Annotated in this window: 16 protein-coding genes; 11 read left to right on the top strand and 5 right to left on the bottom strand. The window is 68.0% G+C overall.

The annotated features are described in order from the left end of the window. Positions 1-27: 27 nt before the first annotated feature. The 3 genes from HQ308_RS18330 to HQ308_RS18320 are packed head-to-tail and all read left to right on the top strand — an operon-like array spanning position 28 to position 2,242. Positions 28-879 (top strand): NAD(P)-dependent oxidoreductase, encoded by an 852-nt coding sequence (locus tag HQ308_RS18330; protein WP_082544688.1) that lies wholly within the window; start codon positions 28-30, stop codon positions 877-879. Between the two features lie 59 nt (positions 880-938). Continuing rightward, positions 939-1,592 (top strand): helix-turn-helix domain-containing protein, encoded by a 654-nt coding sequence (locus HQ308_RS18325; RefSeq protein ID WP_308115820.1) that lies wholly within the window; start codon positions 939-941, stop codon positions 1,590-1,592. After that, positions 1,589-2,242 carry an enoyl-CoA hydratase/isomerase family protein gene (locus HQ308_RS18320; RefSeq protein ID WP_222638517.1) on the top strand — a complete coding sequence of 218 codons (654 nt, stop codon included), beginning with the start codon at positions 1,589-1,591 and terminating at the stop codon, positions 2,240-2,242. Before HQ308_RS18325 ends, HQ308_RS18320 begins: the two co-directional genes overlap by 4 nt. 18 nt (positions 2,243-2,260) lie before the next feature. Here the strand turns inward: HQ308_RS18320 and HQ308_RS18315 are convergent, their stop codons facing one another. Then, on the bottom strand, positions 2,261-3,763 hold the full coding sequence (locus HQ308_RS18315) for an NAD(P)/FAD-dependent oxidoreductase (RefSeq protein ID WP_056448723.1): 1,503 nt from the start codon (positions 3,761-3,763) through the stop codon (positions 2,261-2,263). Positions 3,764-3,919: 156 nt separating this feature from the next. Here HQ308_RS18315 and HQ308_RS18310 point away from each other — a divergent pair, with 156 nt between their 5' ends. Then, positions 3,920-4,774 (top strand): alpha/beta fold hydrolase, encoded by an 855-nt coding sequence (locus tag HQ308_RS18310; protein WP_222647442.1) that lies wholly within the window; start codon positions 3,920-3,922, stop codon positions 4,772-4,774. Here the strand turns inward: HQ308_RS18310 and HQ308_RS18305 are convergent. Next, a complete protein-coding gene (locus HQ308_RS18305) occupies positions 4,755-5,636 on the bottom strand; it encodes a bifunctional 2-polyprenyl-6-hydroxyphenol methylase/3-demethylubiquinol 3-O-methyltransferase UbiG (RefSeq protein ID WP_222647441.1) in 882 nt (293 codons plus the stop codon). The two genes, HQ308_RS18310 and HQ308_RS18305, sit on opposite strands and share 20 nt — an antisense overlap. 48 nt (positions 5,637-5,684) lie before the next feature. On the opposite strand from HQ308_RS18305, the gene HQ308_RS18300 reads away from it, so the two are divergent. Together HQ308_RS18300 and HQ308_RS18295 are read left to right on the top strand one after the other, a co-directional pair. Beyond that, positions 5,685-6,497, top strand: coding sequence for a class I SAM-dependent methyltransferase (locus HQ308_RS18300; protein WP_222647440.1), 813 nt, complete (start codon positions 5,685-5,687; stop codon positions 6,495-6,497). Continuing rightward, positions 6,488-7,474: a phytanoyl-CoA dioxygenase family protein gene (locus tag HQ308_RS18295; protein WP_222647439.1), complete on the top strand. Its 987-nt coding sequence runs from the start codon at positions 6,488-6,490 to the stop codon at positions 7,472-7,474. The genes HQ308_RS18300 and HQ308_RS18295 overlap by 10 nt, the downstream gene beginning before the upstream one ends. 24 nt (positions 7,475-7,498) lie before the next feature. Here the strand turns inward: HQ308_RS18295 and HQ308_RS18290 are convergent, their stop codons facing one another. Further along, positions 7,499-7,666 carry a hypothetical protein gene (locus tag HQ308_RS18290; RefSeq protein WP_222647438.1) on the bottom strand — a complete coding sequence of 56 codons (168 nt, stop codon included), beginning with the start codon at positions 7,664-7,666 and terminating at the stop codon, positions 7,499-7,501. 37 nt (positions 7,667-7,703) lie between these two features. Here HQ308_RS18290 and HQ308_RS18285 point away from each other — a divergent pair, with 37 nt between their 5' ends. Beyond that, positions 7,704-8,963, top strand: a complete 1,260-nt coding sequence (locus HQ308_RS18285) for a hypothetical protein (RefSeq protein WP_222647437.1) — start codon at positions 7,704-7,706, stop codon at positions 8,961-8,963. A 31-nt stretch (positions 8,964-8,994) separates the two neighbouring features. Here HQ308_RS18285 and aztA read toward each other — a convergent pair whose 3' ends face one another. Then, positions 8,995-9,639: a zinc ABC transporter ATP-binding protein AztA gene (aztA, locus tag HQ308_RS18280; RefSeq protein WP_222647436.1), complete on the bottom strand. Its 645-nt coding sequence runs from the start codon at positions 9,637-9,639 to the stop codon at positions 8,995-8,997. Positions 9,640-9,693: 54 nt separating this feature from the next. On the opposite strand from aztA, the gene aztB reads away from it, so the two are divergent. Genes aztB through aztD form a run of 4 tightly spaced genes read left to right on the top strand, consistent with a single transcriptional unit; the run spans position 9,694 to position 13,969 of the window. After that, a complete protein-coding gene (gene aztB, locus HQ308_RS18275) occupies positions 9,694-10,551 on the top strand; it encodes a zinc ABC transporter permease AztB (RefSeq protein ID WP_308115819.1) in 858 nt (285 codons plus the stop codon). A 33-nt stretch (positions 10,552-10,584) separates the two neighbouring features. After that, on the top strand, positions 10,585-11,802 hold the full coding sequence (locus HQ308_RS18270; RefSeq protein WP_222647434.1) for an ABC transporter: 1,218 nt from the start codon (positions 10,585-10,587) through the stop codon (positions 11,800-11,802). Then, positions 11,802-12,725, top strand: coding sequence for a zinc ABC transporter substrate-binding protein AztC (gene aztC / locus HQ308_RS18265; RefSeq protein WP_308115818.1), 924 nt, complete (start codon positions 11,802-11,804; stop codon positions 12,723-12,725). The genes HQ308_RS18270 and aztC overlap by 1 nt, the downstream gene beginning before the upstream one ends. Before the next feature lie 32 nt (positions 12,726-12,757). After that, entirely contained in the window at positions 12,758-13,969 is a 1,212-nt protein-coding gene (aztD, locus tag HQ308_RS18260; protein WP_222647433.1) for a zinc metallochaperone AztD, read from the top strand. Between the two features lie 54 nt (positions 13,970-14,023). Here the strand turns inward: aztD and HQ308_RS18255 are convergent, their stop codons facing one another. After that, complete coding sequence (locus tag HQ308_RS18255; RefSeq protein WP_222629816.1) at positions 14,024-14,476, bottom strand: hypothetical protein; 453 nt, start codon at positions 14,474-14,476, stop codon at positions 14,024-14,026. Between the last annotated feature and the right edge of the window lie 17 nt (positions 14,477-14,493).

Raw genomic sequence — 14,493 nt, 5'->3', positions numbered from 1 at the left:
GCGACATCGACGAAGGACGGATACCTCATGACTTTCTCGGGTAAGACCGTGTTCATCTCCGGGGCCAGCCGCGGCATCGGGCTGGCCATCGCGAAGCGCCTCGCAGCGGACGGCGCCACCATCGCGCTGCTGGCCAAGACTGCCGAACCCCACCCCAAGCTCGACGGGACCGTGTACACCGCGGCCGCGGAGATCGAGGAGGCGGGCGGGCAGGCGCTGCCCATCGTCGGAGACGTTCGTGACGGCGAGGCGGTGCAGGCCGCCGTCGGCGCCGCCGTGGAGCAGTTCGGTGGCATCGACATCTGCATCAACAACGCCTCGGCGATCAACCTCGGATCCATCGACGAGGTTGCTCTCAAACAGTTCGATCTGATGAACGGCATCCAGGTGCGCGGGACGTACGCCGTGTCGCAGGCGTGCCTGCCCCACATGAAGGGCCGCGACAACCCGCACGTCCTCACGCTCTCACCGCCCTTGCGCCTCGAACAACGGTGGCTCGTGCCGACCCCCTACATGATGGCCAAGTTCGGGATGACGTTGTGCGCCCTGGGAATCGCGGAGGAGATGCGGGAGATCGGCATCGCATCGAACACGCTGTGGCCTCGCACGTTCATCGCGACCGCCGCGGTGCAGAACCTGCTCGGCGGCGACAAGGCGATGAGCGAGGCACGGAAGCCCGAGATCTACGCGGACGCGGCGTACGCGGTGCTGAGCAGACCGGCCCGCGACTACACGGGACAGACTCTGCTGTGCGAGGACGTCCTGCTGGAGTCGGGCGTGACCGACCTGTCGGCATACGACTGCACGCCGGGAGGCGATCTCGCAGTCGACATCTGGGTCGACGAGCCCAATCCCCCGGGCTACCGACCACCCGCCTGAGGCAGCCCGCCGGCGACCACCGTGCCGTAACAGAGCACATGCTCTGGTATGGTTCGGTGGTGCCTCGCCCCCGCCTCCACGACCTCGACGCGCTGATGGACGCCGCCGAGTCGCTGGCGGTCGACTCCGGCGCCTCCGCCGTCACGATCCGCGCGATGTCGGAGCGCACCTCGATCTCCAACGGCGCCATCTATCACGCGTTCGGGTCACGAGCGGGCCTCCTCGGACGAGTGTGGGTCCGTGACGCACGTCGGATGCTCACTCTGCAGAACGATGCGGTGACCACGGCACTCGAGCACCGACCCGGACGTGACTCCGCCGTCCGGGCCGTCGTGGCAGCCGCAGACGCACCGGCTGCCTTCCTTGCCGAATCACCCGTCGCAGCACGGTTTCTCATGACGGTCTCGCGGCGAGAGCTGTTGGGCACCGACGACCTGCCCGACGAGGTCGCCGCAGACCTGCGCACCCTCGACGAGACACTGGCCGCACTGCTCGTCCAACTCTCCCGAGCCCTGTGGAACCGCGCCGATCGCGAGAGCGTCGCCGTCGTCAAGGACTGCGTCGTCGGGCTCCCGACAGCACTGTTGCTGCGCGGCAACACATCACCCGACATCGCCGCCCGGGAACGACTCGCCGCCGCCGTCCGCGGCATTCTCGCCCTGCCCCCACCGACCACGGATCACGCCCCGCCCAGACGAAAGGCCTCCTCATGACCGCCACCCTCGACCTCCGCGACGGCATCGCCGTCCTCACCCTCGGGGACGACGAGAATCGCTTCTCCCCGGACTGGCTCGACACCGTCGGCGCCCAGCTCGACACGGTCGAAGCCGACGCCCGCGGACTCGTCACCGTCGGCACCGGAAAGTTCTACTCCAACGGACTCGACCTCGACTGGCTCATGGCCAACGGCGAGCGCGCCGACTGGTACGTCGGCCGCGTGCACGCTCTGTTCGCCCGCATCCTGACGTTCCCGCTCCCCACCGTCGCCGCCGTCAACGGCCATGCCTTCGGCGCCGGCGCGATGTTCGCTCTGGCGCACGACTTCCGCACCATGCGAGCCGACCGCGGTTACTACTGCTTCCCCGAGGTCGACATCGACATTCCTTTCACCCCGGGCATGGCGGCGCTGATCCAGGCGAAGCTGTCACCGCAGGACGCCGTCGTCGCGATGACCACGGGGCACCGTTACGGCGGCGCCGACGCACTGGCCGCGAGACTCGTCGACGCCATCGCCCCCGACGACGAGGTCGTCGGTGCCGCGATCGAGCGGATCACGCCCATTGCCGGCAAGGACCGCGGCACCCTCGGCGCGATCAAGACCACCATGTTCGCGCCGGTCGTCGCGGCTCTGCGCGCGAGCTGAGTTCGACCTCGGCGGCGATCAGCCCGCCCGTCCACCGAAGGCGTAGTCGGCCAGGGGGAATCGGCGGCTGCGCCATGCCGCCTCGGGAGTGGTCGACGCCCGGAACGGCACGTCCCCGTTCGCGGTGAAGTAGTAGCTGTTGGCGCCGGCACACGTCGGATCGGTGAAGACCTGCCACGACCGACGTGCCAGTATCGCGCTCATGTACTGCTCCTGCGCCGCCGAGGTCACCTCGGCGAAGGTGGCCCGGCGTCGACGAGCCTCGGTCAGGACACGCACGATGTGCGCGGCACTGTTCTCGACCAGGGTGAAGAACGAGGCGCCGTTGTATCCGTAGGGGCCGAAGACGGTGAAGAAGTTCGGAAAGCCCGCCGTCGCGACGCCCTGATAGGTGTGGAACCTCTCGGCGTCCCAGTGCTCCGCCAGATCGGTGCCGTCGGCGGAGGTGAGCGGATACGTCGGCAGTGCGTCCCTGTCGGTGACCTTGAATCCGGTGGCGAGGACCAACACATCGAGCTCATGCTGCACGCCGTCGCTCGTGCGGATGCCGCCGGGCGTGATCGCCTCGATGGACGTCGTCTGCAGAGAGACGTTGTCCCGGTTGAACGTCGAGAGATACGAGTTGTGGAAACTCGGCCGTTTGCACCCGAGCGCGTAGGTCGGAGTCAGGGCGTCCCGTGTGGCCGGATCGTGTACCTGTGCGGCGATGTACCGTCGCGCGGCGACCTGGAGAGCCGCGGTGGCGGGAACCCACTTGTGAAAGTGCGCCAGCACCGGGAACGTCGCCTCGACGAACGCCTGGCTCGCCAGGCGGGCGATCTGCCGGACTCCGGGGACTGTCTCGAGACTCGCGCGTCCCATCCGGCCGAGCGGGAAGTCCGGCTTCGGCAGGCACCAGATGGGCGTGCGTTGAAACACCGTCAGATGGTCCACCTCCGGTGCGATCTCCGGGACCACCTGCACCGCCGTCGCGCCGGTACCGATGATGCCGACCCGCTTACCGGCCAGCGAGACCTCGTGGTTCCACCGGCTGGTGTGCATCGTCGCGCCCTCGAAGGTGTCGATGCCCTCGATGTCGGGGAGCTTGGGCTGGCTCAGCGGCCCGCCCGCGTGGATCAACCAGCGTGCCGTCACGTCGCCGGCGCTGGTCGAGATCGACCACGTCGCGGACGGCGCATCGAACGAGGCCCCGTGTACGCGCGTGCCGAACTGCAGATGAGGCGCCAGGCCGTACTCGTCGACGATCTGCTCGGCGTAGGCACGCAACTCGCGGCCGGGGGCGTAGCTGCGCGACCAGGTGGATCGCTGAGCAAACGAGAACTGGTAGCTGAAGGACGGGATGTCGACCGCCACGCCCGGATAGGTGTTCCACTGCCACGTGCCGCCGGGACCGTCACCGTCGTCGACGATGAGAAGATCGTCGAAACCGGCCTTGCGGAGCGCGATAGCGGTACCCAGGCCGGAGAAGCCTCCGCCGACGATGACGATCTCGTGGTGCCTGCGCGGTGACGTGTCGGGCATGAGGCCCCTTCTTCGACGGTGTGTGGCCGTCGAGGTGCGTCCCTCGTGGCCTCGTGACTCTGCGACGGTACAACCGTGACCCGAATCGGACAGCGAAACGTGCAGCGCACGTACTTCCACCGTCATCACGGGGTCCGACCTCCTAGTGTCTGCACCATGACCGTCGAACGAGTACCGGTGTCGGGCGGACACATCACCGTCGAGACACTCATGGGCAGCTCCGATCCGATCCTCGTGATCCACGGGGTGTCCAGCCAGCGCATGCTGTGGAACTGGCTGCACGCGGAGGCGCCACACCTGACGCTCGTCGCGCCGGACCTCCGCGGCCGCGGTGACAGCGTCGACGTCACGGGCGCGTCGTCGCTCGCCCGTCACGCGGACGATCTGGACGCCGTTCTCGAGGCCCTGGGACTCGACTCCGTGCACGTGTGCGGCATGTCGATGGGTGCATTCGCCGCAGTGGAATTCGCAGCGCGGTTCCCATCCAGAGTGAAGAGTCTCGTTCTCGTCGACGGAGGCGTGCCGGTGGAACCGCCGGCCGGTCTCACCCGAGACACCGTCGCAGCCGTGTTCGAGGACAGGATCGCGCGAACGCGGCAGCGATGGGACGACCTCGACGACTACCTCGACTTCCTGGTGTCGACGTCGTTACCGCTGCTGGACCGTGACGATCCGCTCCTCCGGGAGTACGCCGCTCATGATCTGGCCGACGGTGCGATCCGGCTGTCGACCGATGCGGTCGTCGCGGACGCCACGGACGTCTTCTTCGGCGACTCGCGGTTCCGCGACCTGACGGTGCCGATCCGATTCCTGCACGCGCAGTGGAGCGTCGGGGCAGGGTCTCCGCCGATGTACTCGCCGCAGGACATCGACGCTCTCGAGCTGACGTCCGTCAGAGCACTGGACGGCCTCGATCATGCCGGCACGATCATGACCGCCGTGGGCGCGGCTGCCGTGGGCGAGACGATCGACGACGCACTGCGGGACGGGGTCAGTGACGGGACGCGGTGAACACGTCCACTGGATGCGGCACTCGAAGGCCTCCGTCCGCGCCGGGGACCGACACCGCGTCGAGGTAGGCCCGCACCGGGCCCTGTAGATCGGGGGTCAGCCTGGCCTGCACCGCGAAGTCGAGCACCTCGTCGCTCGCGGACGCGAGATCGACCAGCGCGTGCAGAGTGGCCACGTCGTCGACGACGATCCCGGCGTCGACGAAGGCGTCTCCGACGTCACCGCTGAACCACTGTCGATGACCCGCGAGCGGCGGTGCGAGGACTCCCACCAGCGCGTTCAGCTCGGCCGACGGTGCGACGGCCACCCACAGTTCGCCCCCGGGACGTAGCAGCGCGAGAGCAGCGCGCAGGGTCGCCCCGACGTCGGCGACGTAGTACATCGAGTGCACGAACATCACGACGTCGAAGGTCTCGTCGTCCACCGGGGAGTCACCGAACGACGCCACGTGGCCGTCGGCACTCAGCTCGTCGGCACCCAGCGCGGCCATCGTGGCGGTGAAGCGCTCGACACTGCCGATCCACGGATCGATTCCGACGTACCGCACGGGGCGCCCTGGCACCGCCAACACCAGACCGGCGGCGAGACGGACGTCCAGCACGCCGTCACCGCATCCCACGGACAGCACCGAGATCGGTCCGTCCCCCCTGGTACCCAGCCTGCCGGCAAGGTGCTCGGCGATCAGATCGCGCTGATCGGAGAGCAGTTCGAAAGCGGAATGCAGGCGGGCGTAGGAGTCGGGTTCGAGGCCGGCCAGGGCCGGAGCTCCCCGCCGCACGGCGCGCACACCGTCGAGAAGCACTGCGGCGAGCTCGGTGGGCGGTGGCGCAGCTATGTTGGACATCAGATACGAGTCAATCACGACGCCTCATCCGGTGTGTTGCGGTCGGCTCCTTTCAGGAGGAGTGACATGAGCAGCGGAGACACAGCAGAGCGCAGCCTCGAGCACTGGAGCGAAGCCGGTCGCACGGGCATGGAGGCGTTCTACGCTCTCGCGACCGAGGACTACCGGCAGCTGGCGTTGGCCGCCGACTGGCCGACGCTCCTCGGCGACCGCGCGCACGAGGGCTGGTCGCTGCTCGACGTGGCATGCGGCAGCGGAAAGTTCCCCACCGCGCTGCGCCGCTACACCGACCTGTCGGCGGTTCCCGAGCTGGCCTACGACCTGCTCGACCCGTCCGCGTTCTCCGTCGCCGAGGCACGCGGCGCGCTCGGTGCGCCGTTCGCGGCCAGGCACGACCTGGTGATGACCCTGCAGGACCTCCCCGCGGATCACGCCGGCTACGACGTCGTCTGGGCCACCCACGCTCTCTACGCACTGCCGCCGGACGAATTGGACGCTGCGGCAGAACGATTCGTGGCCGCACTGGTTCCCGGAGGCCTGGGCCTGGTCGCACAGGCCACGGCTGCCTCGCACTACCTCGCGTTCTACGACGCCTTCCGCGCCGGGGTGCGCGAGGCGACGCCGTACACGACCGCCGAGCAGGTGCGCGACGCACTGACACGAGCCGGCGCGGACGTACGCGATCAGCGCGTCACCTACACGACCGGTACCTCCGACCGTGGCATCGCCGAAGGTTTTCTCCAGCGCTGCGCGTTCGACGACTCGGTGTCGCTGGAAGAGATGGAAGCCGCTCCGGTGCTGGGCGAGTACCTGGCCTCATGCCGCGACGCGTCCGGTTCCTACACCTTCTCGCACGAGGCGGCCCTGCTGTGGCTCTGAACGACTCGACCACCAATGATCGCCTGCCCGAACAGAACCGGGACGGCGGTATCGATCAGGACTGGGCAGGCGACGATCAGGACTGGTGGGACTGGTACGTCACCCTGGCCGCGAACGATGCGGCGCCCACCGAACTGGTGGACGGTCCCGGCCTGCCCGATGTCGAAGCCGCCACGGACGAGCAGATCGAGCGCGAGCTGGCCGAGCCCTACGTCCTCGATCCCGCTTCCGTCGAGGCCTTCGCACGGCAGGCTTTCGTGCGACTGCCCGCAGTGCTGTCGCCGGCGGTGGTGCGCCGCCTCGCCGAGCGACTCGAGGAGTTGCTGCGCGCGGAGCACGGTGACGACGTCGCCGGGCGATTCACCGCGCTCGAGCAGATGTGGCTCCACGACGATCTGATGCGCACCGTGGCGCTCTCGCCCCGCATCGGCGGTCTGGCCGCGGCACTGCTCGACGTGCCCGGAGTTCGCCTGTACCACGACAATGCGTTGTCCAAGGAGCCCGGCTGCGGGCGCACGCCGTGGCATCACGACGCCGAACACTTCCCCCTGCAGACCACCGACGCCGTCACCGCGTGGATGCCGATGTCGGCCATCCCGGGCCGGATGGGTCCGCTGTCCTTCGCCCGCGGCCGGGACGTGTTGGACGAGGTCGCCGATCTGGAGTTCGACAAGGTCGGCACGTCGTACGACGAGGCCGTCACCCAACGCTTCCTCCAGCGCGACGTCGCGGTGGAAGCGGAGCCGTTCGCGGTGGGAGACGTGTCGTTCCATTCCGCGCTGTGCTTCCACACCGCGGGCCCGAACCGGACGACGCAGCCGCGTCGAGCACTCGCCACCACGTACTTCGCCGACGGCACCCGTGTCGTGGAATCGCCGACCCTGATCAGCGGCACGTGGCGCGAGTTCCTCCCCGGCATCGAGCCCGGCGGACTCGCGGAGTCCGAGCTCAACCCGGTGGTGGGTCGCCGGGACTGAGTCGGCCGGCGGCAGCGGCCGTCGTCAGCGGTACGTGCGCACCATTCCCTGAATCGGATCGAACGACGGCGGCATATCGAGATCGACCTGCGTCGTCTGCGTCTGCACTCCGTCGTCTGTCGGTGACACCGTCTGCGGCAGAACGCGCCAGTGGGCGCGTGGGTCGTCCGGCTGCTCGTGGTCGGTACTCATCGCTGCCTCCGTGTGTCACCGCGGTAGTTTGGTCGCCGTGCAGTGGCGACAGTACGACCCTCGGGCGAGCGTCGCCGCCGGAACGGGCGCCTTCACAGCGTGTCTCGCGGTGATGTCCACCCCGCCCACCGATCTGATGTCGGCAGAGCGCGATTCTCCTGTCAGCTCTGTGTTCCTCACTCCCGCGTGGGCCGGCGTCGTCGCAGTCGTGGTGGTATTGACGGCTGTCCGTGTGGCGTTCACTCACTCGCGGCGGGGCTTGATCACCGGTGTCGGCGCGGCGGGCACCGCCGTCCTGGCAACGCCGGCGGTGGTCGACATCTCCACGGCGTGGTCCGTGACTGTGGCCGGTGTCGGATCCGGACTGATCCTCGTCACGGCGGTGACACTGGCCCACACCAGTCGCACCGCATTCGTCGCTCTGGCTCTCGGGGCCGCATCGGCCTACCGCTTCTCCCCACTCGTTGCGCAGCAGTATCCGGACCGCTTCCGATGGTCGGTGAGTCTGCCGGGCGACGCATTCTTCCCCGAGCCGGTCGTGCCGATCCCGGTGCTCGTGGTGACCGCAGTGCTACTCGCGAGCACGATCTCGATGCCGCACGTCGTGACCCGTGGTCCCCGAACTGTGCACTGGCGCATGGCCGCTGCGGTCGGTCTGCTGTGGGTCGTGTATGCGTTCCTCGGTGACTACAGTGCGTCCGTCGGTCAGTGGACAGTGGCCGCGGCAGCGACGGTCGTCGTGATCGTCGGGGCAGCCATCGGTTCCGCGGACAGCGGTGCATTCTTGTGCGCAGGGCTTGCCGTGGCCTGCACCTTCGTGGGAGGAATGGTGTGGAACGCGTGGTGGCTCGTTCTCCTCGCGATCGCGGGCTTCACCGTCGGCGCCCTCGCAGCGCGGTGGGCACCCTCCACTCCGGTGGGCTGCTGCATCCTCGCGCTCGTCTGCGCGTCGGCTCTGTTCCCGTACGGCGTCGTGTCCACCGTCGGGTATGCCGTGGTCCTGCCTGCTGCCATCGTCTATTCGCTGCTGTCGTCCCGACCGTCCGATCCGACGATCACTTCCGTGGGCCTGCTGATCCCGACCATGCTCGCCGTCGTCACACTGTCCGCTCCTCCGGACCGTCCGTACGAGTTCGGATGGACGAGTGGTGCCGACCCGATTCTCGTTCTCGAACCCGGGACCGTGGGTTCCCGCTCGGTACTCGCGGTCGTGGTGGCCATGTTCGCGGCCGTCGTCGCAGCGGGCGTTGCAGCACGTATCGACCGTCGGAACCACAAGCAGCAGAGCCCCTCCTGAGTCGTAGCGATCGGTGACACTCGAACGCCCATCAGCGGACCACCCGCCCCGCCTCGAGCTTCACGACCCGATCGGCCATGTCGATCACGAGCGGATCGTGAGACACGCAGGCGACTGCCACGCCGCGCCGGGCTTCAGCCCTCATGACGTCCCGAATGCGATCCCCGCTCGTCGCGTCCAGACCCGTCGTGGGTTCGTCGAGAAGCAGAAGATCAGCGCGACGCGCAAGGCCCTGCGCGAGCAACGCCCGCTGTCTCTGACCGCCTGACAACGCGGAGAAGGGCCTGTCTGCGAGCTCGCTGATACCGAGGCGATCGAGCGCGTCGTCGACGACACGGCGAGACTCGGCATCGAGACGGCGCCACGCCCGCCTCCCGCCCCAGACGCCGACTGTCGCGACGTCCCGCACCGTCACCGGCAGTCGGTCCGGGACCGCCGCGCGCTGTGGAACGAATCCTAGTGCCCGCGTCGCGACTCGGGTGCCGGACGTCAGCGCACGCGTTCCCGCGATCATCTCCAGCAGTGTGGATTTGCCGGCACCGTTCGGACCTGCGATCGCCGTCACCTCTCCCGCGACGACATCGAGGTCGACCCCGTCGATGGCCACGTGTCCGTCGAACTCCACGCGGGCACTGCGCAGCCGAGCAGCGAGTCGGGTCGTGTCGATCTTGGTCATGGACCCACCTTAACAATTTTGGAAATGGTTATCACTATCGTTACGATCCCAAGCGTGACATTTCAGGCGCTCGTCGAGCCCTTCTCGCTCGCCTTCGTGCAACGCGCCCTCGTCGGGGGCGCACTCGTGGCGGTGCTGTGCGGGGTCGTCGGTACGTGGGTCGTCATCCGCGGCATGGCTTTTCTGGGAGAAGCCCTCGCGCACGGGATGTTGCCCGGAGTCGCCCTGGCGACGGTCCTGGGAGCGCCCGCGCTGGTGGGCGGCGCGCTCAGCGCGGTCGTGATGAGCCTCGGCATCGCTGCGCTCCAGCGTCGCGGATCCCTCTCCTACGACACGAGCATCGGCATGCTGTTCGTCTCGATGCTGGCACTGGGAGTCATCATCATCTCCCATTCGGGAAGCTTCGCCACCGATGCCACGTCCATCCTGTTCGGAGACATACTGGCCATCACGTCCGTGGACATCGCACTCCTGGCCGTCGCTGTGGTGGTCGGCATGACGGTGGCCGCGGGCTTCCACCGCTCGTTGGTGGCGCTCGCGCTCGATCCCCGCATCGCGTCGGTACTGGGCCTTGCTCCCCGCGCGGCACAGGCTGCTCTGGTCGCCCTGGTGACGCTTGCTGTCGTGGCCTCCTACCAGGCTGTCGGCTCGCTTCTGGTCGTCGGACTCCTGCTCGCACCTGCCGTCGCCGCCGGGCAGTGGACCACTCGGATACCGACTCGAATGGTGGCGGCCGCCTCGATCGGTGTGCTGTCGGTGTTCGTCGGTCTGCTCATCTCGTGGCACGCGGCCACGGCGGCCGGCGCCACGGTCGCCGCGACGGCGATCGCGCTGTCGGGCCTGTCGGTGGCGGCAAGGGCGGCGACCGCGTCGATCGGACGCACGACATCAGCGCCGGCGCTCTCCGTCTGACACCGGCCGACCCGATTCACCCGAAAGGACACTGTGCGACAACACATCACGACCACCGCTCTCGCCCTCGTCGTCGGCCTGACCGCGTGCTCCACCGAGCAGGCTCCGACGATCCCCGCCGACGAGGTACCCGCCGAAGGCCACGGAGCGATCGCCGACGCCGCGGAACTCGCCGAGCCACGACTCGGCCTCACGACCATCGATCCCACCGGCTCGATCTCGCACCTGGACCTACTGGACGAATCGGTGTCCGACCTCGGCACCATCGGTGCACCCGAGGCGATGAGCACCGACGGACGCTACCTGTTCGCCGGGACGGACGCGGGAATCGAGATCGTGGACAGTGGCGTCTGGACCTGGGACCACGTCGACCACTTCCACTACTACCGCGCCGAACCCCGGCTCCTCGGCACCGTCGAGGGCGCCGGCGACGCGACCGTGGCCACGTCGAATCAATCCACCTCGGGCGGAACCGGGCTCTACTTCCCCGACTCCGGCGACGCCGTCCTGCTCGACACCGCGGCGTTGTCGAAGGGCGAGATCTCCGAGTCGTTCCGGCTGCAGAACCCGCCGGGAGACGGCATGGTCGTGCCCGTCGGATCGTTCGCCCTCGTCACCGACGGGGTCGGCCCCTCACGGACAGTCGTCGGACACACCTCGGACGGAAAGCGCACCGGTCTCGTCGAGTCGTGCCCCGACGCCGCCGGCACCATCACCACGCGTGTCGGCACCGTGATCGGCTGCTCCGACGGCGCGCTGCTCGCGTCCGCCACCGGAGACGAACTCACAGTGGAAAAGATCCCGTACCCGACTGACGTGTCCGCCCCTCCCGCAACGTCGTTCGACAATCGCGAGGGCCGCCCCACCGTCGCCGGCCTCGCCGGCGATCAGGGCATCTGGTTACTCGACACCCGCCAGAGGTCGTGGACGCTCCTTCCCGCTCCCACTCGCTTGACGCATGTGTCGGCGGTCGACGACAGCGACGACCATCTTCTCGGCCTCTCGGCCGACGGCCGCGTGTTCGTGCTGGACGGAGCCGACGGTTCGGTCGTTGCCGAGACGGGCGCGCTCGTCGCCGCATCACAGGCCGCCGGTGAGACACCCACTCTGATCGCCGACCAGCAGCGCGCCTACCTCAGCGCGCCCACCGAACGGAAGCTGTACGAGATCGACTACGCCGACGACGCCCGCGTCTCCCGCACGTTCGAGACCGCGTCCGAACCGGCCTTCACGGCCGAGACGGGACGTTGATGATGCGAGGACACCGGACGGGCAGTCTCCTGGCCGCGGCGGCAGTGGCTGTGGTGGCCCTTCTCGCTGGATGTTCGGCGACAGCCGACGACCGTCCGGTGGTCGTGGTCTCCACGAACATCCTCGGCGACGTCGTCGAGGAACTCGTCGGCGACGAGGCAGAGGTCGTGACGCTGATGAAGCCGAACGCCGACCCACACTCGTTCGAGATCTCCGCGCAGGAGGGCGCGCGTCTGCGCTCGGCGGACCTCGTCGTCTCGAACGGGCTGGGATTGGAGGAGGGACTACAGCAGCATCTCGACGCCGCAGCCGCAGAGAAGGTTCCGACGTTCGTCGCCGGGGACGTCATCGACGTGCTCGACTACCGGGAGGGCGACGCGGCGGGCAGACCGGACTCCCACTTCTGGACCGATCCTGCCCGCATGATCGCCGTCGTCGATGCCTTGGAACCGGTGCTCGGCGATCTCGACGGAGTGGATCCGGCCACCATGTCGACACGAGCGGCCGAGTACCGCGGACAGCTACAGAGTCTCGACGAGGAGATGTCCGCCTTGTTCGCCGCGATCCCCGACGAACGGCGTGCGCTCGTCACCAACCACCATGTCTTCGGTTACCTCGCTGACCGTTTCGACTTCGAGGTCGTCGGGGCGGTCATTCCCGGCGGCACCACCCTCGCCGCACCGTCGGCGTCCGACCTGTCCGATCTCGTCGATGCCGTCGACTCCACCGGTGTCCGCACCGTCTTCGCAGAATCGTCCTCGCCCGACCGACTCGTTCAGGCACTCGCCAGTGAAGCCGACATCAGCGTGGACGTCGTGCAGTTGTTCACCGAGTCGCTCACCGGTCCCGACGGCGGCGCCCCCGACTATCTGACGATGATGCGCGTCAACACCGAACGCATCGCCGCCGGCCTCTCCCCCTGATCGGTATCGTTCCCACACAGAAAAGGATTCACATGCGTCTCAATCACTTCCGGCGGGCAGGCTCCACTGTGCTCGCGCTCGGCGCGGTCGTCACTCTCGCGGCGTGCTCCTCCGGAACCACCACGACCGCCGCCGACTCCACCACGAGCACCACCGCAGCGATGCAGGCCGGCCCTCGTGTCGCGGTCTCCTACGACGGCGGCGTACAGGTGCTGGACGCCGCCACCCTCGAGACCGTCGCGGACTTCGACTCCGAGGACTACACACGCCTCAACCTCGCCGGCGACGGGCGCAACGTCATGGTGACCACGAGCAAGGGCTTCCAAGTACTCGACACCGCCGCGGGCACCACGGACGCACCACAGCTCACGGACACGGTCTTCGAGGCGGAGAAGGCGGGCCATGTCGTCCGGCACGGCGGCAAGACAATCTTGTACGCCGACGGTACCAGCGACACCACGATCTTCGACACGGCAGCACTGGAGTCGAGCGACGGTCTCCCCGAGGTGGAGAGCATTCCCGGTGTGGAGGCGCATCACGGAGTCTCGGTCGTTCTCGAGGGCGGCACGTTCCTCACCACCGTTGGTAATGCCAACGGACGCACCGGTATCGAGGTGCGCAATGCCGCCGGTGCGGTCATCGCGCGCAACGATCAGTGCCCCGGCGTCCACGGCGAGGGAACGGCACAGAACGAGATCGTCGTATTCGGCTGCGAGAACGGTGTCCTGGTCTACGACAAGGGCGAGATCACCAAGCTCGACGCTCCGGACCAGCCCTACGGGCGTACGGGCAACGCGTACGTCAGCGAGACCAGTCCCTTGGTCGTCGGCGACTACAAGAACGACGCCGACGCGGAAGGCTCACTGCTGCAGGCGGTCACCGTCATCGACACCGTGGCGAAGACGCTGGACGTCGTCCAGATGCCCGACGGTGCCGAGTACACCTGGCGCGGGGTCTCCCGTGGACCCGACGACAAGGCCTACATCATCGGAACCGACGGCGCCCTGCACGTCTTCGATCCCGAGACGCGCGAGTTCACCGCTTCCTACCCTGTCATCGGTGAGTGGGAAGGCCCCAGCGAGTACCAGGACGCACACCCCGGCATCTCCATCACCGGCGACACCGCCTACGTCACCGAACCGGACACCGACAGCATCCACGCCGTGGATCTGACCACCGGTGACGTCACCGTCAGCAGCGAACTCGACGTCACTCCGAACGAGTTCGTGGCCGTCACCGACTGATCCTGTCGTCACCAGGGGCGCGGTGTCAGCCGCGCCCCTGGCTGGTCGCGTGCGTCAATCCGCGACCAACCGCGCTGATCGGAAGTGTCGACCCACTCCACGCTCGCGTTGCCTGCTGATGACGTAGGAGCCCGGCGCAATTCCTGTCGCACCGTGTTCGGGATGAATCAAGTACGCCGTGACCTCGGTGTCGAGGATGCCCAACGCAAGGCCGTTCGGATCGAACACCGGAGTGGACCACATGCAGTGGCCTTTCTCGCAGACGAGACTGTGAGGGTTGCCGCCGGCAGCGCTGCGAAGCAGTTCGACGCCGGTGAGGGGCACGTCGTCGGACCGCGTGCCCCGAAATGCCTGTACGTGGAGGATCATCGGACGCGGCACGACGATCAGGTCGCCCTGAGCTTGAAGCCCGTCGACGACGGGTATCGACACGTCTCGATCGAGATAGTCGAAGACGTCGAGGCCGGTCAGGGCCGTGAGTGTGGACAGAGTCATGGTCGTGGTCATCGAAGTCACCTCGGGTC

The organism is Rhodococcus sp. BP-241 (assembly GCF_019836145.1).
Lineage (GTDB): Bacteria > Actinomycetota > Actinomycetes > Mycobacteriales > Mycobacteriaceae > Rhodococcoides.
This window is presented reverse-complemented; position numbering and strand designations above follow the sequence as displayed.

Coding starts and splice junctions, on each gene's coding strand:
- HQ308_RS18320 (WP_222638517.1), top strand. CDS start 1,589: ATGACCGCCACCCTCGACCTCCGCGACGGCATCGCCGTCCTCACCCTC.
- HQ308_RS18310 (WP_222647442.1), top strand. CDS start 3,920: ATGACCGTCGAACGAGTACCGGTGTCGGGCGGACACATCACCGTCGAG.
- HQ308_RS18290 (WP_222647438.1), bottom strand. CDS start 7,666: ATGAGTACCGACCACGAGCAGCCGGACGACCCACGCGCCCACTGGCGC.
- aztC (WP_308115818.1), top strand. CDS start 11,802: ATGATGCGAGGACACCGGACGGGCAGTCTCCTGGCCGCGGCGGCAGTG.
- HQ308_RS18330 (WP_082544688.1), top strand. CDS start 28: ATGACTTTCTCGGGTAAGACCGTGTTCATCTCCGGGGCCAGCCGCGGC.
- HQ308_RS18255 (WP_222629816.1), bottom strand. CDS start 14,476: ATGACCACGACCATGACTCTGTCCACACTCACGGCCCTGACCGGCCTC.
- HQ308_RS18315 (WP_056448723.1), bottom strand. CDS start 3,763: ATGCCCGACACGTCACCGCGCAGGCACCACGAGATCGTCATCGTCGGC.
- aztD (WP_222647433.1), top strand. CDS start 12,758: ATGCGTCTCAATCACTTCCGGCGGGCAGGCTCCACTGTGCTCGCGCTC.
- HQ308_RS18300 (WP_222647440.1), top strand. CDS start 5,685: ATGAGCAGCGGAGACACAGCAGAGCGCAGCCTCGAGCACTGGAGCGAA.
- aztA (WP_222647436.1), bottom strand. CDS start 9,639: ATGACCAAGATCGACACGACCCGACTCGCTGCTCGGCTGCGCAGTGCC.